This is a genomic window from Labrenzia sp. OB1 (assembly GCF_001624695.1).
GTDB lineage: Bacteria > Pseudomonadota > Alphaproteobacteria > Rhizobiales > Stappiaceae > Roseibium.
In genome coordinates this window covers 369,069-388,060 of the sequence record NZ_JSEP01000003.1, presented here as the reverse complement: position 1 = coordinate 388,060, position 18,992 = coordinate 369,069, and the positions used below count along the sequence as shown (strand labels likewise).

At 61.2% G+C, this 18,992-nt stretch carries 15 protein-coding genes; 11 read left to right on the top strand and 4 right to left on the bottom strand.

Annotated elements, in window-relative coordinates; all coding sequences use genetic code 11:
• Positions 1-51: 51 nt before the first annotated feature.
• Together OA90_RS06320 and OA90_RS06315 are read right to left on the bottom strand one after the other, a co-directional pair.
• Complete coding sequence (locus OA90_RS06320; RefSeq protein WP_208985992.1) at positions 52-1,113, bottom strand: acyltransferase family protein; 1,062 nt, start codon at positions 1,111-1,113, stop codon at positions 52-54.
• 111 nt (positions 1,114-1,224) lie between these two features.
• Entirely contained in the window at positions 1,225-1,746 is a 522-nt protein-coding gene (locus OA90_RS06315; protein ID WP_068408588.1) for an FxsA family protein, read from the bottom strand.
• A 236-nt stretch (positions 1,747-1,982) separates the two neighbouring features.
• On the opposite strand from OA90_RS06315, the gene OA90_RS06310 reads away from it, so the two are divergent.
• The 11 genes from OA90_RS06310 (at position 1,983) to OA90_RS06260 (ending at position 17,634) form a co-directional block, all read left to right on the top strand.
• Complete coding sequence (locus OA90_RS06310) at positions 1,983-2,705, top strand: Tim44/TimA family putative adaptor protein (protein WP_068408586.1); 723 nt, start codon at positions 1,983-1,985, stop codon at positions 2,703-2,705.
• Between the two features lie 2 nt (positions 2,706-2,707).
• Entirely contained in the window at positions 2,708-3,937 is a 1,230-nt protein-coding gene (locus OA90_RS06305) for an MltA domain-containing protein (protein WP_208985990.1), read from the top strand.
• 3 nt (positions 3,938-3,940) lie between these two features.
• Complete coding sequence (locus OA90_RS06300) at positions 3,941-4,513, top strand: Smr/MutS family protein (RefSeq protein WP_068408584.1); 573 nt, start codon at positions 3,941-3,943, stop codon at positions 4,511-4,513.
• Positions 4,514-4,517: 4 nt separating this feature from the next.
• A complete protein-coding gene (locus OA90_RS06295) occupies positions 4,518-4,889 on the top strand; it encodes a helix-turn-helix transcriptional regulator (RefSeq protein ID WP_068408582.1) in 372 nt (123 codons plus the stop codon).
• 218 nt (positions 4,890-5,107) lie between these two features.
• Positions 5,108-7,942 (top strand): [protein-PII] uridylyltransferase, encoded by a 2,835-nt coding sequence (locus tag OA90_RS06290; protein WP_068408580.1) that lies wholly within the window; start codon positions 5,108-5,110, stop codon positions 7,940-7,942.
• 33 nt (positions 7,943-7,975) lie between these two features.
• Positions 7,976-9,538 carry a murein biosynthesis integral membrane protein MurJ gene (gene murJ, locus OA90_RS06285; RefSeq protein ID WP_068408578.1) on the top strand — a complete coding sequence of 521 codons (1,563 nt, stop codon included), beginning with the start codon at positions 7,976-7,978 and terminating at the stop codon, positions 9,536-9,538.
• Between the two features lie 121 nt (positions 9,539-9,659).
• Positions 9,660-10,739 carry a tryptophan--tRNA ligase gene (gene trpS / locus OA90_RS06280; protein ID WP_082836872.1) on the top strand — a complete coding sequence of 360 codons (1,080 nt, stop codon included), beginning with the start codon at positions 9,660-9,662 and terminating at the stop codon, positions 10,737-10,739.
• 153 nt (positions 10,740-10,892) lie between these two features.
• Entirely contained in the window at positions 10,893-11,282 is a 390-nt protein-coding gene (locus tag OA90_RS06275; protein WP_068408574.1) for a hypothetical protein, read from the top strand.
• Between the two features lie 128 nt (positions 11,283-11,410).
• The gene (locus OA90_RS06270) at positions 11,411-13,861 is read left to right on the top strand and encodes a response regulator (RefSeq protein WP_068408806.1); all 2,451 of its coding nucleotides are present in this window, start codon (positions 11,411-11,413) and stop codon (positions 13,859-13,861) included.
• Positions 13,862-14,332: 471 nt separating this feature from the next.
• Positions 14,333-15,199, top strand: coding sequence for a GNAT family N-acetyltransferase (locus tag OA90_RS06265; protein ID WP_068408805.1), 867 nt, complete (start codon positions 14,333-14,335; stop codon positions 15,197-15,199).
• A gap of 167 nt (positions 15,200-15,366) precedes the next feature.
• Positions 15,367-17,634 (top strand): transglycosylase domain-containing protein, encoded by a 2,268-nt coding sequence (locus OA90_RS06260; protein ID WP_068408572.1) that lies wholly within the window; start codon positions 15,367-15,369, stop codon positions 17,632-17,634.
• A gap of 36 nt (positions 17,635-17,670) precedes the next feature.
• On the opposite strand, the gene OA90_RS06255 is transcribed toward OA90_RS06260, so the two are convergent.
• A complete protein-coding gene (locus OA90_RS06255; RefSeq protein ID WP_156510401.1) occupies positions 17,671-18,105 on the bottom strand; it encodes a hypothetical protein in 435 nt (144 codons plus the stop codon).
• Positions 18,106-18,164: 59 nt separating this feature from the next.
• Positions 18,165-18,902: a SprT family zinc-dependent metalloprotease gene (locus tag OA90_RS06250; RefSeq protein ID WP_068408570.1), complete on the bottom strand. Its 738-nt coding sequence runs from the start codon at positions 18,900-18,902 to the stop codon at positions 18,165-18,167.
• Positions 18,903-18,992: the final 90 nt, after the last annotated feature.

Sequence of the window (18,992 nt, the reverse complement as noted above, 5' to 3'; positions counted from 1 at the left end):
CACCCGGAGCATGAGAAAAGTCCTAAAGAGAAAATTTCCGCACCGGCTCCTTCACTCCGCCGCCTGGGCCTGAGATTTCTTGCCGAAAGTCCCGTTCAGATAGGCCCATTCGGGCCGCCGGAACAGGAACCAGCCCATGTTCGTTCTGCGGATCAGCCAGAAGAGAACCATCGGGCTGACGGTGGCCACCGCCGTCACGATCAGCGAGGTGGTGCCGATATCCAGAAGGCCGAGTTTGAGGAGAATCACCCTGGTGACACCCATCGGGAAGAAGAACGCAAGATAGATGACGATGGAGTTCTCGCCGCAATGGCGCAGGATATCGAGCCGGGCCGCCTTTACCAGCAGTGCACTGGTAAGAATGATGGCGCCGGCACCTGCCGCACCGAGGGCCAGCGCAACCCCGGGCTTTTCCGACCAGCCGAGCGCAACCAGACCGCCGTTCACGAGCCCCCAGATCAGCAGATAACCGAGGCTGACCCCGATCCGCTCCCGCGCCCAGGCGGCAAGAGCAAAAATCTGCGGTGCGAAAATATAGCCAGCGTAAAAGAAGACGAAACGCGAAGCGAATTCATCGATGAGAAGCCAATCGGTGTGGATGGGAGCTATCTGCAACAGCGCGCCGGCGGCGAGCATCACCTGCCAGGGCACACGCCAGTCATGGGCAAGTTTTGAGACGACGAAGAAGACCGGCAGCATGTAGATGAACCACAAGGTGCCGAACGGCTGGATGAAACTGAGCAGATAAAACTCCAGTGTGCCGCCAGCGCCCATGTCACCGACAAAGACCGGCGCCTTGACAGCGAACTGGATCGTCATCCAGAGCACGTAAAAGTAAGCGAAATGAACGACCTTGCGGTCGAGATAGAGCTTCCAGTCTCTTGCGATGACATTGGCGAGAAAGAGGCCGGAAATCAGGAAGAAATCCGGCATGCGGAACGGCGCGGCGAAAGCGACGACGGCGTGCATCCAGCCGGTCTCGCCGGCGGCGGCCTCCACACCGAGCACCGAATGCATCATCACCACGAAGATGATGCAGATGCCCTTGGCCGTATCGACCCAGTCAACGCGACTTGTGCCCATCTTCTCGCTGCCCTGTTTTAACCGGGGCATGCCATGCGATTCAGGTCGGATGCATGCCGCTCGCGCAGGATGTAAACTGCGGCGGTTAAAATTACGCATACAGGTCCGGTCACGATTTGGTGACCGGATGGGCAGGAATCTTCAGGATCCGGGCTTGCCCGGGTCGTCTTTCCACGGGCTGATCCTCGGCGGGCCGGATCCCGCGGCACCTTCGGGCCCGCCGCCATTCTTTTCCGACCAGTCCTCAGCGTCCAGGTCGACGATACCGTCGCCCGGCCTGCGGGCGACCGTGCCGCCCTGAACGATGACGACGTTCGACCGTGAGAGAATGAAGCGGACGAGTGCCTCGCGAATCGGCGGAATAAACAGCAGAAGGCCTATGGCATCGGTCACAAAGCCCGGAATCAGAAGCAAAATACTCGCCACGACAATCATTGCGCCCTGCATCACCTCGCTTCCGGGCGAGCGACCGGCGTCGAGCTCCTTCTGCATGCGCATGAGCAGCGACAACCCTTGCTGGCGCAGCATAAGAGTTCCGGCCACGGCGGTGATTACCGTCAGCAAAATCGTCGGGAGAACGCCGATCAGGCCGCCCACCCAGATAAAGACCGCAATCTCGATCAACGGCAGAAGAAGTATGCCGGCAATGATATAAAGTCCCACGGGACCTCCATCCTCTGATAGTCTGTTAGTCCTTAAGGTAGACATTCGGTCACAAAAATGCGAGCAGGCGTTCCAGGAAAGACGATCTTAGCCAGATTCAGTCTTGCTCTTGGGTCTGGATGCTGGTTCAACGGCCCCTAAATTATGAACACAGTAGGCAATGAGCGTTGGGCGGCGCTCACCTGATCAAACAAGGGGCGGCTTCTAGGCCTTAGAAGGGTAGCCGGAACAAAAAAATGAATGAGATATTTGATCCAGTAACGCTCCTCCTCATGGGACTAGCGGTTTTCATTCTGTTCAAGCTGCGCTCGGTTTTGGGCAAGCGCACGGGCAATGAACGTCCTCCCTTCGATCCCTATTCGAAGCCGGAACAGCCCAAAGGCCAGCCAAACGGCCCGGATAACGTGATCCCGCTGCCGAACCAGACGTCCGACCAGCCGGAAGGCCTGGAAGCGGAAGGCCCGGGCGGGGATGTTGTCATCGACAAGATGGCGCCCGCCGGAACGGCGCTCAACAGCGCGCTGAAGCAGATTCTGTCCGCCGACCGCAGTTTCGAGCCTGAACCATTTCTGCAGGGCGCGCGCGCCGCGTATGAAATGATCGTCATGGCCTTCGCCGACGGTGACAAGAAAGCCCTCAAGAACCTGCTTTCGGGCGATGTCTACGAAGGTTTCGTATCCGCGATAGACGACCGCGAGAAACGCGGTGAAACCATCGAATCAACCTTTGTCGGTATCGACAAGGCAGAGATCGTCGAAGCGGCCCTCAAGGGTTCGACGGCTCAGGTCACCGTGAAAATCCACAGCCAGTTGATCTCCGCAACACGGGACAAGGCGGGAGAAGTCGTGGACGGCGATCCCGCCAAGGTGACCGAAGTGGTCGATATCTGGACTTTCGCGCGGGACACCGCTACCCGCGATCCGAACTGGAAACTGGTCGCGACCGAATCCGCAGAGTAATCATGACGCGCAGGGGATGGACCATGCGGCCGCCGCTGGCTCCCCTGCTCGCCGTTTTTTTGACTGGCGCGGTCCTGACCGCGCCGCTTTCGTTTGCAGGAGCGGCCACAGCCATGCAGCCAGGCCCGCATTTGCCGGAACATTTCCAGGAAATCTCCTTCGCCCGCCTTCCCGATTGGCAACAGGACGATCATTCGGCGGCCCTGGTCAGTTTCCTGCGGTTCTGCGATCCAGCCGTCACCCTCCCGGCAGGCCCGCAATTCCTTCGGCCACAGCCGGACGATCTGACCCGGCTATGTTCGGCCGCACGGATCGCCTACGACGGATCCACCGCTTCGGCACGGCAGTTTTTCGAAAGCCGCTTCACCCCGTTTCGTATCACCGAACCCGGCTTTGTCACTGGATATTATGAGCCGGAAGTCGCCGCATCCCGCCACAGAACCAAGACGTTTTCCGTACCGCTGCACAAGAAACCCGCCGGCCTTGAGCCTGTCTTGGAGGAAACCCGGCCGGGAAACTGGCCGGCGCATCTGAGCCACGGCCGCCGCACGGGAGAAACGCTGAGCGAACTGCCAGACCGGGGCGCGATCATGGACGGCGCCCTCGATGACGAGCAGCTGGAGCTGGTTTGGCTGGCGGATCCGGTCGATGCGTATTTCATTCACGTGCAGGGATCCGCCCGCCTGCGCATGACCGACGGAACGGTGATGCGGGTCGGATACGCCGGAAAGACCGGCCATCCCTACACCGGCATCGGACGCCTTCTGGTAACGCGCGGCGAGGGCACGCCGGAAGATTTCACCATGGCCGGCCTGCGCGCCTGGCTGGCGGACCATCCGGACCGGCGCGATGACCTCTTCCGGGAGAACCGTTCCTACGTCTTCTTCCGGGAAGTGACGGAAGCCGGGCCGGATCAAGGTCCGGTCGGGGCCACGGGTCTTCCCCTGGTGGCCGGTCGCAGCCTGGCGATCGATCCCGAACACTTTGCTTACGGCGCACTGGTGTTCGTTGCATCCGGATTTGAAGACCCTCTCAGGCCTGGCAAGGACTTCGCGCGGCTCGTGGTGGCTGACGACACAGGCTCCGCGATCAGGGGAAGGGCGCGCGGCGACCTCTTTACCGGTTCGGGCGATACTGCCGGACAAATAGCCGGCGCTATCCGTCACAAGGCTGAATTCACGGTATTGGTGCCCAATTCAATGCTGTCCGGCGGCACGGCGGCGACGGACTGAAGGATGTCGAAGCGCGGCAAAAAGGGGACACTTTCGCCGGAGGACCGGGACCTGTGGGGCAAGGTTACCCGCACGCTGACACCCATGCATCCCGAGCGCGCCTCCGAGCTTGAAAAAGAACTGGCAAAATCCCTTGAGGCCGCGGCAGCGTCCGGCAGCGGCAAGACAGCGAAAACCGCCACGGCGATCAAGCCGCCACCTGCGGAAAAGCAACCGGCTCCGCCACAGCCCCTGCACCAGCTGGAACACCGCTTCCGCAGGAAAATCGTCCGGGGCGTTCAGGCCATCGATTCCCGGATCGACCTTCACGGTCTCACCCAGCACCAGGCTCATGAGCGGCTGCGCGGATTTTTGTATCAGGCGCAGGCCCGCCAGCATAAAGTCGTTCTGGTGATTACCGGAAAAGGGGGAGGCCCGGAACGGGCCTATATGGACGAACGGGGAATTTTGCGCAGAATGGTCCCCCAGTGGCTTTCCCTGCCAGACCTGCGTTCCGTCGTAATCGGATACGAGGAAGCGCATGCCAGCCATGGCGGAGCTGGCGCTCTGTACGTCCGCGTTCGAAGAAAAAGGTAGGACAGTGACACCGCTTGGCGCGAAAATCCGGGAACTCAGGACGAAACGAGGCGTTTCGCTGAAGGAAATGGCCGCGGCACTCTCCGTCTCCAGCGCCTATCTGTCCGCACTGGAACACGGCAAGCGCGGCAAGCCCACCTGGTTCCTGGTGCAGCGGATCATCACCTATTTCAATGTCATCTGGGACGAAGCGGAAGAAATTCAGCGGCTCGCCGAGTTGTCCGACCCTCGCGTCACCATCGATACGGCGGGACTGAGCCCGAAGGCCACCGAACTGGCCAACCAGCTTGCAAAGAAGATTGGCGGGTTGTCGGATGACTCGCTCGCGGCGCTTCTGCATCAATTGCGGGTCGCTGCGGCTAAGGACGATATCTGAGGGTGTTGCGTCGCTGTCTCCGGGGTCGGCAACTGTTCTTTTCCGGTCGGGGCCGGACCTGATCTTTTACTCCCTGCCCCGGCGTATCAACCTACGGACCGGCAGGGCCCGGGACCGCGCCACCGTGCACTCATGAAACAGATTTACGTGTCCTTATCCTGCCGCATCTATATAAACGGCAACTGACTTGCGTCTGTGGTATGGAATTCTAGATCAGTATGAAACTTTCCCAGGAAGAAATCGCCGGAATTTTCGACTCGGCGGCCCTGCGGGCCCGTCTGACGGCACTGACGTCGGACAGTGACGGGGACGGCTCCGACAGCAAGGTCCGGGCGGCTGTTCTGGCCGAACTGAAAACAACCGTGAAGACCGGGCGTGACAAGGTTCAAACGCTGCTGAACGAGGATGGCGGCGGGTTGTCCTGCGCGCGGCGGCTGTCGTTCCTTCAGGATGAACTGATCCGCGTGATCTACGATTTCGCCCTTCACCATGTCTACCGCGTCAAGAACCCTTCTGCCGCCGAGCGCATGGCCGTCGCGGCGGTCGGCGGGTACGGGCGCGGGACACTGGCGCCGGGATCGGACATCGACCTTCTGTTCATCCTTCCCTACAAGCAGACGCCCTGGGGCGAGCAGGTGGTGGAATACATCCTCTACATGCTCTGGGATCTCGGCTTCAAGGTGGGTCACGCCACGCGAAATATCGACGAATGCATCCGGCTGGCGCGTTCCGACATGACCATCCGGACAGCGGTTCTCGAAGCCCGCTATATCTGGGGTGACGAACCGCTCTACGAAGAGCTGGTGAAACGCTTCGACACCGAAGTGGTGGAGGGCACGAGCTCGGAATTCATCGCCGCGAAACTTGAGGAAAGGGACGAACGCCACAAGCGCCAGGGCATGTCCCGTTACCTTGTCGAGCCGAACATCAAGGAGGGCAAGGGCGGCTTGCGCGACCTCAATACGCTGTTCTGGATCGCCAAATATCATTACCGGGTCAACAGGCAGTCGGAACTCGTAAAGAAGGGCGTCCTGACCCGTTCCGAATATCTGCGGTTCAAGAAGACCGAAGATTTCCTGTGGGCGGTACGGTGCCACCTTCATTTCCTGGCCGGCAGGCCGGAGGAACGCCTGTCCTTCGACGTGCAGCGTGAAATCGCGATCCGTCTTGGCTACACCCAGCATCCCGGCATGAAGGATGTGGAACGCTTCATGAAGCACTACTTCCTGGTTGCCAAGGAGGTGGGTGACCTGACCCGCATCATCTGCGCCGCGCTCGAGGAAGAACATGTCAAGGAGCCGGAGGGCAAGGGCATCTCCGGCATGGTGCGGCGGCTGCGTGGCAGCCGGGGGTCATATGCGTCCAAACCGGTAGAGGGCGCCCCGGGATTCGTGGTTGAACACAACCGCCTCAATGCCGCGAGCGAATCGATATTTGAAACCGATCCGACCAATCTCCTGCGGGTGTTCCAGATCTCGGGCAAGAATAATTACAACATGCATCCGCGGCTCACCCGGCTGATACAGCAGTCTCTGAAACTCGTGGATTCCAAACTCCGGAACGATCCGGAAGCCAACCGCCTGTTCCTTTCGGTGCTGACATCGCGCAACTATCCGGAGAGAACGATCCGGAAGATGAATGAAACCGGCGTTCTCGGCCGGTTCGTGCCGGAATTCGGCAAGGTCGTCGCGATGATGCAGTTCAGCATGTACCATCACTATACGGTCGATGAGCATCTGATCCGGTCGATAGGCGTTCTGGCGGACATCGAACGGGGCAACTCCGGTGACGATCATCCCCTGGCCACGGATCTGATCCGCACGCTGCAGAACCGCAAGCTGCTTTATGTGGCCATGTTCCTGCACGATATCGCCAAGGGCCGCCCGGAAGACCATTCCATCGCCGGCGCCAGGGTCGCCCGCAAACTGTGCCCCCGCTTCGGGCTGAACGAAGCGGAGACGGGAACGGTTGCCTGGCTTATCGAGCATCATCTGGACATGAGCATGATTGCCCAGTCGCGCGATCTCTCGGACCGCAAGACCATCACCGATTTCGCGCAGACCGTACAATCCCTGGAACGGCTGAAACTGCTGCTGATCCTGACGGTGGCGGACATTCGCGCCGTCGGGCCGGGTGTGTTCAACGGCTGGAAAGGCCAGCTGCTCAGAACTCTCTACTACGCCACCGAACCGCACTTGTCCGGTGGCCACACGAAATTGTCCCACAGCCAGACGATCCGCGACGCCAAGGATGAGCTCTCCGGCAAGATCGGCCACTGGAAGGACAAGGAAAAAAAGGCCTATCTCAATCGCCATTATCCGGCCTACTGGCTGAGGACGGAAGCCGAACGCCTCGCGGCGCACGCCGAACTGTTTCACAAGGCGGATCTGGAAAACCGGCACCTGGCCTTCCAGGTCACACCGCGCGCGTTCGAAGGGGTCACCGAACTGACGATCGTCGCACCCGACCATCCTCGTCTGCTCTCCATCATCGCGGGCTCGTGCTATTCCACCGGCGCCAACATCGTCGATGCGCAGATCGACACGACCACCGACGGTTTCGCGCTCGATACGGTCTTCATCGGGCGGGAACTGCCCGATGACGAGGATGAGCTCCGGCGCGGTGAGCGGATCACCCGGCTCATCGAAACCGCCCTGCGCGGCGAAGAGCGTCTGCCCGAGCCGGTGACCAAAAAGGGCACCGTGAAAGGCCGGATGAAGGCATTCAAGGTCGCCTCGGAAGTGCTGATCAACAATTCTCTTTCCGACGTCTATACCGTTCTGGAAATTACCGGTCTGGATCGGCCCGGCCTGCTCTACGACCTGACCCGGTGCATTGCCACGCTCAACCTCAATATCGGCTCCGCCCATATCTCGACATTCGGCGAGAAAGTCGTCGATGTTATTTACGTCACCGACCTCACCGGACAAAAGATCGCTAATATCGGCCGTCAGGAAATCATTCGCGAACGGCTGGTCAATGCGGTCGAAGGTCAGGTGGAACTGGATCCGGCTGCGCCGGTCGCCCGCAAAGGTCAGCGCCAGGCTTCCTGAACCGTTCAAACCTCCAACCGGAGCCCTACTGGCATGAGCCTTGTCCGCAACTTCGCCACGGTGGGTGGCGCAACGCTTCTGAGCCGTCTGCTCGGGTTCGTGCGCGACGTGCTGCTGGCGGCGGCCGTTGGCGCCGGACCGGTGGCCGATGCCTTCGTGGTGGCATTCCGTCTGCCGAACCTCTTCCGCCGACTGCTGGCCGAAGGGGCTTTCAACTCGGCCTTCATACCGCTTTTCGGAAGGACGGTTGAGGAAGAGGGCGATGAAAGCGCCCGAAAATTTGCCGGCGAGATCGGCGCGGCGCTGCTCTTCTGCCTGCTTGCCCTGACTGCACTCGCGCAGATCTTCATGCCATTCGTGGTCTGGGCCCTGGCGCCGGGATTTGCCGGAGACGCAGAGAAATTCGATCTGACTGTCCTGATGTCCCGGATCGCGTTTCCCTATCTGATCTTCATCTCCCTGCTGGCCTTTATCGGCGGAATCCTGAACACCTATCAACGCTTCGCGGCGGCTGCCTTCGCACCGGTCATGCTCAACGTGGTGATGAGCGCCGTGCTCGGAACGGTTCTGATGGTGGGGATCGAGGACAGCATGACACTCGGCATCATTCTGGCGGTCGGCGTGACGGTGGGCGGCATCGTGCAGCTTGTTGTGGTGATCGCCGACCTCAAACGGCTCGGATTCCGCATTCCGGTCTTTCGTCCCCGCTACACCAAATCGGCGAAACGCCTGCTGACGCTCGGCATCCCCGGGGTCGTCGCAGGCGGTGTCACGCAGATCAATATCGCTGTCGGACAGATCATCGCCTCGCTGCAGGAAGGCGCGAATGCCCTGCTCTATTACGCCGACCGGCTTTACCAGCTACCGCTGGGCGTGATCGGCATCGCCATCGGCGTGGTGCTTCTGCCGAGCCTGACCAGGCAGTTGCGCTCCGGCCATATGGTCGCCTATCAGCACAGCCTGAACCGGGCGCTGGAATTTTCCCTCGTCCTGACCCTGCCTGCCGCCGTGGCGCTTGCCGTGCTTCCCCAGGAGATCGTCTCGGTGCTGTTTCAGCGGGTGCGGTTCGATGCTGCCGCCGTTGAGGGAACCGCCGCCGCGCTCACCGCCTTTTCCTTCGGACTGCCGGCTTTCGTGCTCAACAAGGTGTTCTCGCCCGGCTATTTCTCCCGGGAGGACACCAAGACACCGATGATCTTCGCCGCGATAGGCATGGTGGTGAATGTCGCATTGTCCATTGCCCTGTTTCCGTTCCTGCAACATGTCGGCATCGCCCTTGCGACATCCATCGCCGGATGGGTGAACACGGGACTGCTCATCTACGTTCTGGCCCGGCGCGGCCATTTCGCACCGGACTTCAAGTTGCTCCGCAGACTCGTTCTGGTCCTGCTGGCGAGCCTGTTCATGGGCGCGATCCTTCACTTCGCAGCACTTTATCTTGCGCCTTACCTCACTGACGGCTGGTTGATCATACGGGCGGCGAGCCTCGCGCTGCTGATCCTGCTCGGCATGGTCACCTTCGCGCTCTTCACCCAGCTCAGCGGCGGCGCGGACCTTGCCGGAATGCTGAAAGCGTTGACACGGCGCAACACCTGACAGCGAAACGCCCGGCAGCAGCCCATTGTTGCTTGCATAGCGACTGTCCGCGGCTTACACCCGGCGCGCCCAAATGTTCACAGCGCCCTTCCAACCGGCCGCACCAATAAAGGGATTAGTGATGACGGAGTTCCAGCCCCGTGTCTTTTCCGGCGTCCAGCCGACAGGCAACCTGCATCTCGGAAACTACCTCGGCGCCGTCTCGCGCTGGGTGCCGCTGCAGGATCAGATGCCGACCATCTTCTGTGTCGTCGACTCCCATGCCATTACCGCCGGCTTTCCGGATCCGAGCGAACTGACCAACGCAACGCGCGAAGTGACCGCCGCCTATATGGCCGCCGGCATCGATCCGAAGAAATCCATCATATTCAACCAGTCGCAGGTTCGCGAACACACGGAACTGGCCTGGATCTTCAACTGCGTGGCGCGGATGGGCTGGCTCAGCCGCATGACCCAGTTCAAGGAAAAGGCTGGCAAGAACAGGGAAAACGCCTCCGTCGGCCTGTTCGCCTATCCGAACCTGATGGCGGCCGACATTCTCGCCTACCGCGCGACCCATGTGCCGGTCGGTGACGACCAGAAACAGCATCTGGAACTGACCCGCGACATCGCCGCGAAATTCAACAATGATTTCGGGGACCGGATCAAGGACCTGGGAATCGGCGTGCCGAACCCCGATCCGTCGCCGGAACTGCCGGAAGAACTCTATTTTCCAATGACCGAACCGATGATCGCCGGACCGGCGACACGGATCATGTCGCTGCGCGACGGCACCAAGAAGATGTCCAAATCCGATCCGTCAGACCTGTCGCGCATCAACCTGACGGACGATGCGGACACAATCGCCCGGAAGGTGAAAAAGGCCAAGACCGACCCCGACGCCCTGCCGGGCGAAACGGACGGACTGGACGGACGGCCCGAAGCGGACAATCTAGTCGGGATCTATGCGGCCTTGAGCGGAACCACAAAGGAGGCCGTCCTCGCGGAATTCGGCGGCCAGCAATTCTCCGCCTTCAAACCGGCGCTGTCCGATCTGGCGGTCGCCAAACTGTCGCCGATGACCGACGAAATGCGCCGGCTTATGGACGACAGGACGCAGATCGATGCCGTCCTGAAGGAAGGCGCGGAAAAGGCCTCCGCCATCGCCGCGCCCGTTCTGAAAGATGTCCGCAGGATCATCGGTTTCCTAGACGTCCGCTGACATCGGACAGGGTCCGGTCCAGCACAACAAACGGATTGGACCGGACCCATGTCTTTGCCCGGACGCGAAATTACAATCGCGCGATATCATCCGCGGACAGTGGTTCCGCTAGGTCTCTGGCCAGTTCCGCCGTTCACTTTCAAGGTATACGGATTGAGCGACCAGGGACGTGCTCTCGGCGGCGATGACGTTGCAGAAGCGCAGGCTCTGATCGCCGCGCGGGTCGCGGATATCGAGGTCGCACCGGGACAGGAATATCCCGGCTTCGTGATTGTCCATATGGGAGGCGAGGGAATGACACTCGCCAGCCACTGGTGGGTTGAAGGGTGCATCCTGTGTCAGGATCTTCTTCGCCTTCCCTATCATGGAGAAGACCCGATCGCCGGCATTCGGCCCCATGTGGTCGGATGCATCTGGGAGCTGGCCCTGATCAACCATGAACGGACCGTCTGGCAGAAGACGATGATGCCGGTAACCGACGATTTGGGAACACCCGACGTGGAAACTTACCTGCAGAGCTGGTTTGACGAGACCAGCGTCTGAGCGTCCGGGCGGGGCTATCCAGCACGGCCACGGCAACCGCGTGCCGTCAACAGTTGGGCAAAGGAAACGGTTTCTAAAAGTTTAAGCTGCACACTCTCTCCAACTGGATCTTGTAGAGAGTAGTGATCTTGGTCAGTCAGAACCGTGAACGTGCCGGAGACACCGCGCCGGAAGCCGAAGAAGATCGGCGCAAACGCGTGTCCGCGCACTCCGCCCGTTCCGGGCCGGACGGTGACGCCTCCTCTTCATCCTTCGAGACCTCCGGGAGCGCGGAATCCGATGGAGCCGGCCGGGAGGCCGCTTCGGGACCCGACAGACCGGGACGGCGTGCCACCGACACCCCGGTTTCGGCTCCGGCCAGAACACTTCAGCATCTCGCCGTCGCCGGGCTGGTTCTCGGGCTTGGGGCTGCCTTGCTGCTGGTGAGCACCGATGGCATCAATCGCTTTTTGGGTGTCGGTCTTGCGTTTTTCGCGGGCGGACTGGCTGTATGGCGGCTTTTTGCGGACGACATGCACCGTTCCGTCATCGGCCTGCAGATCAAGGATGACAAGATCCGGCGTCTGATGGCCCGATGCGAGGAGCTGGAAGACCGGGCCTGGGAACTCGGCGAATCAGACGAACGCCATGCCAGCATTCTGTCGACGCTTGGCGACGTCGTCGTTCGGCGCGACCAGGACAGCATCATCACCTACGTGAATTCGGCGGCCGAAGATGTGTTCGGTCCGGACCATCCTCTGGTCCCGGGCAAACCGATGACCCTGCCGCTGGTTGAGCGCAAGGGGCAGGGCGGTTCCCGGGACGGCTTGTCCGACAGCGAAACGGAAGGCATGGGGTTCAGGGATCTTCTCATGGCGACGGCGCAGGGACGGCGCTGGTTCTCGCGTATCGATATTCCCGTGCGCGACCCGGCAAACGACCGGCAACTCGTGCAGACCGTCCTCAGGGATGTCACCGAGCGCCGTCTCATCGAGGAGGAGCTGCTTGCCGCCCGTCACTCGGCGGAGAGTTCCAACGAAGCGAAATCACGGTTCCTGGCGACGGTCAGCCACGAGATCCGCACGCCGCTCAACGGCGTCCTTGGGATGGCGGCGCTATTGCGCGACACACGCCTCACCAAGGAGCAGAGCGCCTATATCGAAGCTCTGGAAACCTCCGGCGAAACATTGCTTCTGCTGATCGACGAGGTTCTGGATTTCTCCAAGGTCGAAGCCGGCAAACTGGATATCCAGGCCGTGCCCGTCCGGATCGGAGCGCTTGCGGAAAACGTCGTGGAACTGCTCGCGCCCAGGGCGCATTCCAAAAATCTCGAAATCGGCGTCATGCTCGATCCCGATCTACCGGAGGAAGTGACGCTCGATGCCACAAGGGTGCGGCAGATCCTGTTCAACCTGATCGGCAACGGCGTGAAGTTCACCGACGAGGGCGGTGTGGCCGTGGAGTTGAACGGCCGGCCCAATCCGGAAGGCGGCAGTTTCCTGGATATCGCCGTGCGCGACACCGGCATCGGCTTCCACAAGGGGGAGGCGGAGCGCTTGTTCCGGGAATTCGAGCAGGTCGATCACGGCCCGGCCCGAAAATTCGGCGGAACCGGTCTCGGACTTGCCATCGCGCAACGTCTCGCGGGGCTGATGGGCGGCGCAATCTCCGCAGAATCCGCAGAGACGGGGGGCGCCCGGTTCCGCGTCTCGCTTCCCATTCCCGAGACGCTCGCCCCCAATCCGGACCCGCGCCTTGCCGGGCTTGAAGGCGGCAGGATCGTCTTTGTGACCAACAGCCGGATCGAATGCCCGCTGCTCGCAACGCGTCTGGAACGTCATTCGGCCGAGGTCTGTTTACTGGCTCCGGGCAAGGCCGATCTCGACGAAACCCTGTCCTCCGCCGATCTGCTGGTCGTCGACAATGCCGCCCTTTCCGACAGCGGTGGCTGGCTTGCCACCGCCCGCCTGACAGGATGCAGAGCACCGGCGATCATCATGATCTCGCCGCCCGAGCGCGAACGGCTGGATAACCTGCGCCAGGCCGGTTACGCGGCCTATCTCATCCGGCCCGTCAGGATCGAAACCCTCATCCAGATCTTCTCCGGGCTTCTGAGCGGTGACGGCATCGATCATGCATGGGACGTCAGCGCGGAACCGGTCGCCAACGGCTTCCTTGCAAGCCGCAACCGGGCGTCCACCCGCCCCTTGCGTCTTCTGGTCGCCGAGGACAACGATATCAACCGGCTTCTGAGCGAAGCCATGCTGCGCAAGCTCGGCCACGTCCCGGTCATGGTTGCCGACGGCGAGAAGGCAGTAGAAGAAGCCATGAGCGGTGCCTTCGACGCGGTCCTGATGGATCTTCACATGCCCGGTCTGGACGGCTTTCAGGCGATTCGGAAGATCCGCGACGAAGAACGGGCAAGCGGACGAGCGCCCGTGCCGATCGTCATCGTCACCGCCGACGTCATGAAGGACGCCCGCGACGAGGCCGCAGAAGTCGGCGCGGCAGGTTATCTGACGAAACCACTTTCCATAGAGGCGATCTCGGACGCGCTTGCGGAGATCGGCCGGAACCAGGCGACCCCTGCCACAAGGTGAATGGCTCGGTGCGCACGGCATTGGAAAAAATGCGCCTAGCGGCGGCGCAGCTTTGCGGTGTCTTGCCGCCTGCCTGGTTTTTTCCGCGTCGCTCCTCACCCGCAGGACCGGGCTGCGGGATCTGATGATCTGCTGATCTGCTGGCATATATCCCCATGACACGTTTCACAAACACAATAGACTAAGCTAAGCTCGCGCCGTTCCGCCGGTGGAGAGTTCAAGGCTATCGTGACGATTGTCATCCAGTTGTCGGATTACTGTGTTCTACGGCGGAATCAACGTACACTTACCGAGAGCGGAGCCAATATTCCGACGAAGGTAATATGTCAGTTTGATCAGACACTCGTCTGTGACATCTGACAATATGCCTATAAGAATCAAGAGGGTGGAATGTCCATTATGCGGCAAGGGCTGTTTTCTCCAAGGAATCTGGTCCGCAGGTTTACACCGGTCACGCGGTCCGGTGCGGCCATGGTGAATGTGGCGCGTCCGGTTCATCCCATCCGCACACCCGTCAAGACAGGTGAAACCCTTGGCCGCATCGGCAGCCTGGAAGTCCGCATGGCGCGCAACTTCAAGGAAGTCAAAAAGGCCCAGCGCCTCCGCTACGATGTTTTCTACGAGGAAATGTCGGCCATCGCGGACGCGCATACCCAGGCGTCACGCCGGGACGCCGATCCCTACGATGCCTATTGCGATCATCTGCTGGTCGTCGACCATGCCTCGATGAAACGCAACAAGCTCGGCCGTCTACAGCCGGAAATCGTCGGCACGTACCGCATTCTGCGTCAGGAAATCGCGGACCGGCACGGCGGGTTTTATACTGCCGGCGAATACAATATTCAGGCCCTGATCGACGCCAACCCCGGCAAGCGCTTCATGGAGCTGGGGCGTTCATGCGTTCTCAAGCCCTACCGCAACAAGAAAACCGTTGAACTTCTGTGGCACGGCATCTGGTCCTATGTGCTGCGCCACAAGATCGACGTGATGCTCGGCTGCGCTTCCATAGAGGGCACCAATCCGGATGCGATTGCCGGTCAACTCTCCTTCCTGCATCACAATGCCCGCGCTCCGGAAGAATGGCGCGTGCGTGCGGTGGAAGACAGGCATGTGGACATGAACCGCCTGCCCGCCGATGCCATAAACGCGAAGGACGCACTCCGCGCCCTGCCACCGCTGGTGAAAGGCTACCTGCGCCTCGGTGCCTTTATCGGAGATGGCGCGGTGGTGGACCACCAGTTCGGCACCACCGACGTGTTGATCATCATGCCCGTCTCCGAACTTAATACGCGCTATGTCAACTACTACGGCGCAGACGCAGGCCGCTATTCCAGCTAACGCTCCCCCTCGATGGGGCAATAAGATGTCCGGCCGCAGAAATTTTTCAAAATGGCAAGGCGGGGGCGCCAAAGCGCAATAGCCTTAACACCCCCTTAAAGTGGTCTACTCTAGGATCGTCCCGGGGAACCCGGCAATTTGCCGGACAAGTACGGGACGGATGATCTATGGCGCAACGGGCGAAACGCCAGGCGCGGATTGAACCGACATTTGGAGACTCTGGCAGTAGCCTGCTGGACCTGCGCCTCAGCCCGCAGGACAGACCGGCTGCGCCTGCGGCAAAGTCAACATCCAAGAGAAAGCCCCGCAAAGCCGCCGGATCCGGCGGTGCGAAAAAACCTGCAGCCAAAAGACCGGCCACCAAAAAGCCGACCAAGCCGAAGTCCACAAAGACGAAAAGCGCGCCCCGCGCCCGCAAGGGAAGCCGGTCCGGTGCAAAACGGCGCAGCCAGAAACGGAAAAGCCGCGTTTTCATCCCGGCCGCACTCGGCAGACTGGTCAAACGCGGCCTCTACTGGAGCGCGGTTCTGGGCATCTGGGGCGTTGTCGCCGCCGTTTGCATCGTCGGCTATTACGCCGCCTATCTTCCGCCGACGTCCGAATGGCAGGTGCCCGCCCGCCCGCCGAACGTGAAAATCGTAGCGGCAAACGGTCAGCTCATCGCCAACCGGGGTGACACGGGCGGTGAAGCGGTCCGTCTGGAACAGTTGCCGCCTTACCTGCCGAATGCCGTCATCTCGATCGAGGACCGGCGGTTCCGGTCGCATTTCGGTGTCGATCCGATTGGCCTGATGCGCGCGGTCTACACCAATCTGACGGCAAGGCGGCTGTCACAGGGCGGATCGACGCTCACCCAGCAGCTCGCAAAGAACCTGTTCCTTGAACCGGACCGCACCATGAGGCGGAAGATCCAGGAACTGGTGCTCGCCTTCTGGCTGGAGGCGGAATATTCCAAGGACGAAATCCTGGAGATGTATCTGAACCGGGTCTACCTCGGTTCGGGCGCCTATGGCGTCGACGCGGCGGCCCGGCGCTATTTCGGGAAATCGGCGCGCTTGCTGACAATCGCGGAGGCAGCCACCATCGCCGGCCTGCTGAAGGCGCCATCCCGGTACTCCCCGGCGCGCAATCCGGATCTTGCCGAAGACCGCGCCCAGCTCGTTCTGGCGGCGATGCACGAGGAAGGTTATATCAATTCCGACGAGGCGAAGAACGCCATTGCGGCCCCGGCCAAGGTCGTGCGCCGCTACACCACGGCCAGCGAGAACTACGCCGCTGACTGGGTCATGGACGTCCTGCCGCATTTCATCGGCTCGATAGAAACCGACATCGTCGTCGACACCACCATCGACCCGGTCATGCAACAGGCCGCGGAGAAGGCGCTGCGCGCCGCGCTCAAGGAAAACAGGGAAGCCTATGCCGTCACCCAGGGCGCGGTGGTCACGCTGGATACGGCCGGGGCCGTCAAGGCCCTGGTCGGTGGCGCCGACTATTCCAAGAGCCAGTTCAACCGCGCGGTCTATGCCAAGCGCCAGCCCGGCTCGGCCTTCAAGCCATTCGTCTATCTGGCGGCGCTCGAGACCGGCATGGCCCCGCAGACGGTCCGCCAGGACCAGCCGATCACCATCGGCGGCTGGTCGCCGAAAAATTACACCAAGGAACACTATGGCCCGGTAACGCTTACCCGCGCGCTGAGCCTCTCGCTGAACACGGTCGCGGTGCAACTCGCCCATGAAGTGGGGGCGGGGACCGTTGCGAAAACCGCCCGGCGGCTCGGCATCGAGTCGGATATGAACAGGAACCTGTCCCTGGCGCTGGGAACCTCCGAGGTTACTCCGCTGGAAATCGCAGCCGCCTATGTACCGTTCTCGAATGGCGGCTACGGCGTGCTGCCGCATATCATCCGGCGGATCAAAAGCATCGACGGCGAGACGCTCTATTCGCGCTCCGGTGACGGCCGCGGCCGGGTGGTCGATCGTCAGATGGTCGGCAACATGAACCTGATGCTTTCGGAAACGCTGCTGACAGGCACCGGCCGCAAGGCCCGGCTGGACAGCGGGCGGCCCGCCGGCGGAAAGACCGGTACCACGCAGGATTTCCGCGATGCCTGGTTCATCGGCTATACGGGCAACCTTACCACCGCAGTCTGGTTCGGCAACGACAACAATTCCCCGACGAAAAAGGCCACCGGCGGCGGCCTCCCTGCCGGTGTCTGGAAAGAAGTGATGGATGTGGCCCATCAGGGTCTTCCCGTTGCCGACCTTCCCGGTGTTCCCAACTTGCCGGCAACCGTTGCTGTTCCGCAAAAGCCGGTGCCGTCCCGGTCCGTCGGATCCGGAAGCGAACCGATCCCGCCATCACCGGTCGGCGGTGGGGAGAACAACGAGCGCAAGGGTCCCCTCAACCTGCTGCGCAATCTCTTCGGCGGCGGATAAAGCAACGCGGTTTAGGCGGAAGCGCCTTGGAGCGTGTCAGCAGTCGTGGCTGTAGGTGAAGACCAGCGTGTCGGTGACGTAGCGCCCGGTTGGACGGCACTGCTGGAAGACTTCGCGCGTCCCGGTTACCGTCACCTGAAGCTGATCGCCGCGCACCGGGCCCTCGACGAAATATTCGAGCGGATTGCCCGGGCAGAATTTGGAAAACACCCGCGCCGTACCGGAGTACCAGTTGCCCTGCTTGACTCCGTTGAACAGCAGCGTGCCGGGCCGCACACCGGCATTGCGCAGAACATTTCTCGGAATTTCATAGGACAGCCAGCGCTGGTTTCCCTGGGCCTGCAGGCGCATGATCGAACCGTTGTGGTTCCAGCAGCTGTCCGCGATTGCGGTGCCCGCAGGCAATATCGCCAGTCCCGCCAGAAGCGGCAGGATTAGTCTTCTGACACCGGATTTTTTGAAGATTCGCATGATTGTCCTCATTCCCGTCGTGGAAACGAAGCACATTTGACGGAGTTTGTAACCGCTCTTCAGCCGTATCCGTGCAGATGGAGGCCGTTTTCCTTCAGCCAGACCCGGGCCTGCGGCGTCTGCGGCGCCAATTGTTCGCAGAGCCGCCAGAACCGGTCGGAATGGTTCATTTCCTTCAGGTGCGCCACCTCGTGGGCAGCGACATAGTCCAGAATGTCGGGAGGGGCGAGAATAAGCCGCCACGAAAAGGAAAGCCGTCCGTTGGAGGCACAGGAGCCCCAGCGGCTCTTCGTATCGCGGATGCTGATCGCGGCAATCCTGCTGCCGATCGTTCCTGCATGGAACCCGGCGCGAAGGGTCAGGTCCGCGCGCGCCTGTGCCTTGAGCCAGGCGGTCACCTTGCGTGGAATGTGATCGTCCGCGCCGGGCACAAACAGGGCCGGGTCTCCGCCTTCCGTGCGTCCGGTCGCAATCAGCCCCCTCAACTTTCCCGTCGGGACAATCACATGGCCTTCACCGCGCAGAGGCACGATGTCGCCCGGAAGGAAAGACACATGGTCCGACCGATCCTGCAGGCGCTCGATCAGCCAGTCGATATGCTGGCGGGCAAAGCGTTCCGCGCGCGCCAGATTGCCACCTCGCGGTACGGTGAGAACAGGTCCTGACCTGTCTGCAGGCAAGCGGAGCAGATACCGCTGCGCCCTCGGATTGGCCCGCAGCCGGATACGCACCGCACTGGTGTCCGTCTCAATTTCGATGTGATCTGGCAGTTTGTTTCTGCCGGAGCGTAACAGCATGAAAACCAGGTGTCCGAACGAATCAAGTCAAATAACTCTAGAGCATGTTGCGTCAAATTGAATTCAGGAAATCACCCGAACGCCTTTGCA

Bases quoted from the DNA above. Each gene is read 5' to 3' on its own strand.
- OA90_RS06320 (WP_208985992.1), bottom strand. From the start codon at position 1,113: ATGCCCCGGTTAAAACAGGGCAGCGAGAAGATGGGCACAAGTCGCGTT.
- OA90_RS06310 (WP_068408586.1), top strand. From the start codon at position 1,983: ATGAATGAGATATTTGATCCAGTAACGCTCCTCCTCATGGGACTAGCG.
- OA90_RS06305 (WP_208985990.1), top strand. From the start codon at position 2,708: ATGACGCGCAGGGGATGGACCATGCGGCCGCCGCTGGCTCCCCTGCTC.
- OA90_RS06300 (WP_068408584.1), top strand. From the start codon at position 3,941: ATGTCGAAGCGCGGCAAAAAGGGGACACTTTCGCCGGAGGACCGGGAC.
- OA90_RS06290 (WP_068408580.1), top strand. From the start codon at position 5,108: ATGAAACTTTCCCAGGAAGAAATCGCCGGAATTTTCGACTCGGCGGCC.
- murJ (WP_068408578.1), top strand. From the start codon at position 7,976: ATGAGCCTTGTCCGCAACTTCGCCACGGTGGGTGGCGCAACGCTTCTG.
- trpS (WP_082836872.1), top strand. From the start codon at position 9,660: ATGACGGAGTTCCAGCCCCGTGTCTTTTCCGGCGTCCAGCCGACAGGC.
- OA90_RS06265 (WP_068408805.1), top strand. From the start codon at position 14,333: ATGGTGAATGTGGCGCGTCCGGTTCATCCCATCCGCACACCCGTCAAG.
- OA90_RS06260 (WP_068408572.1), top strand. From the start codon at position 15,367: ATGGCGCAACGGGCGAAACGCCAGGCGCGGATTGAACCGACATTTGGA.
- OA90_RS06255 (WP_156510401.1), bottom strand. From the start codon at position 18,105: ATGCGAATCTTCAAAAAATCCGGTGTCAGAAGACTAATCCTGCCGCTT.
- OA90_RS06250 (WP_068408570.1), bottom strand. From the start codon at position 18,902: ATGCTGTTACGCTCCGGCAGAAACAAACTGCCAGATCACATCGAAATT.